At 68.7% G+C, this 1,529-nt stretch carries 1 protein-coding gene; it reads right to left on the reverse strand.

Annotated features, from left to right (window positions below; all coding sequences use genetic code 11):
• Nucleotides 1–23: 23 nt before the first annotated feature.
• Complete coding sequence (locus ABGB14_RS49945; protein ID WP_347650952.1) at nt 24–1,415, reverse strand: IS701 family transposase; 1,392 nt, start codon at nt 1,413–1,415, stop codon at nt 24–26.
• Nucleotides 1,416–1,529: the final 114 nt, after the last annotated feature.

Consider the following 1,529-nt stretch of genomic DNA (forward strand, 5'->3'; position numbering starts at 1 on the left):
CCTAGTACGGCAGCCGCCATTCGTTAGTTGACCTGGAGATAGGCGGTGGTCAGGCGGGCTCGGTGATGGAACCAGCGGGCGCGGGCTTGATGGCGGCGTCGCCAGGTCGACCAGTGGAGGGTGTGTTCCAGCGTCGGTGGATGTCCGGTGTCGGCGTTGAACAGGCGCTTGACCTCGGCGACCGTTAGTGGGGTCAGGCCGGGGTCGGCAGGCGGCGCTTCATCGGGATGGGTGGGGTGGCGGGCCTGGGTGTCGGTTCCATGCCGGGCTGCGGCGGCGGTGACCGCGCAGACGGCCAGGGCGGCCATGACCAGCACGAGGTGCCGCAGTAGTGCCTCATAGAGACGGACCTGGGACTCGTCCAGGCCGAACAGGTCCTTGCCGGCCTGGAAGCTCTCCTCCACCGGCCATCTCAACCCGGCGGCTGAGACGAGGCGGGCCAGGGTGGCCGGCTGACCGGCGGGCACGAAGCAGTAGTGAAAGGCCAGCTCACCGGTGGTGCGGTGCTTGCGGACCAGCAGGAAGTGGGCAGGGCTGGCGGTGGCGATCCACGCCCAGGCATAGGTGCGTTCCCCCTTGGAACCGGGCCCGGCTGAGCGGATGGTCCACCGGCGCTTGGGCCGCAGGTGCTTGGCCACGGCTTGTTCACAGGTCAGGCAGGTGCCGCCGCCGAGGGTGAGGGTGAAGGTGGTGCGGATGCGCAGCACGTAGGCCTGGCCGTGGTTCTCCAGGAAGGTGCGCAGCTTGGTGCAGGCGCCGTAGACCTCGTCCCCGGTCACGAAGTCCAGGCGCACGCCGTCGGCGTAGGCCTCGCGTAGCAGGCCGATGGCCAGTTCGCCCTTGGTCGCGAAGTCCAGGTCAAGCGGCAGAGCGGTGGTGATGGCGGTGACCGGGTCGCTGATCTGCTCAGCGGGAATCCATTGCCGGGCGCCGATCAGCGTGTGCCCTGCCCCGGCGCGGACGTAGGCGAGGTAGACGGTGTTGATGCCGTTGTCGATGCCGCCGGCGCAGCCCATGTGCTGGCGTTTGACGCCTGCCGTGGCCGTGCCCTTCTTTTCCTGGCCGGACTCGTCCAGGACGCCGACGGTCAGGCTGCCCGGCCGGGCGGCGGCATCGAGCCCGGCCACGGCGAACCGGCGGACGACGCTCATCGCGCCCGCGGTGTCCCATCGGGCCCGGTTCAGCAGGCGTTGGGTGGCGTCCGGACGGCGGTCACCGATCCACTCGGCGATCGTCCAGCCGTTGCGCCGAGGCAGCTCGGACATCACGGCCCGGACGTACTTCGTGGCCTGCAGCCGCGGTTCGATCCGGGGGAACATCGGGGCCAGCGCGCCCATGAGGTCGTCGAGGTTCCGTTGCACCTGCCTGGCCTCTACGATGATGGCAGCAGCCGCTTTGGATCTTGTTCTCGTCACACAGACATGATCACGAGCGGCTGCTCTCGTTGTATGGGTATCCCACCAGAAACTCACACTGGCCCGGCACCACGTCGTCCCAGCTCACACAGCAAATGGCGGCTGCCGTACTAG

Origin of the sequence: Nonomuraea sp. B10E15, from assembly GCF_039871615.1 — a bacterium.
Lineage (GTDB): Bacteria > Actinomycetota > Actinomycetes > Streptosporangiales > Streptosporangiaceae > Nonomuraea.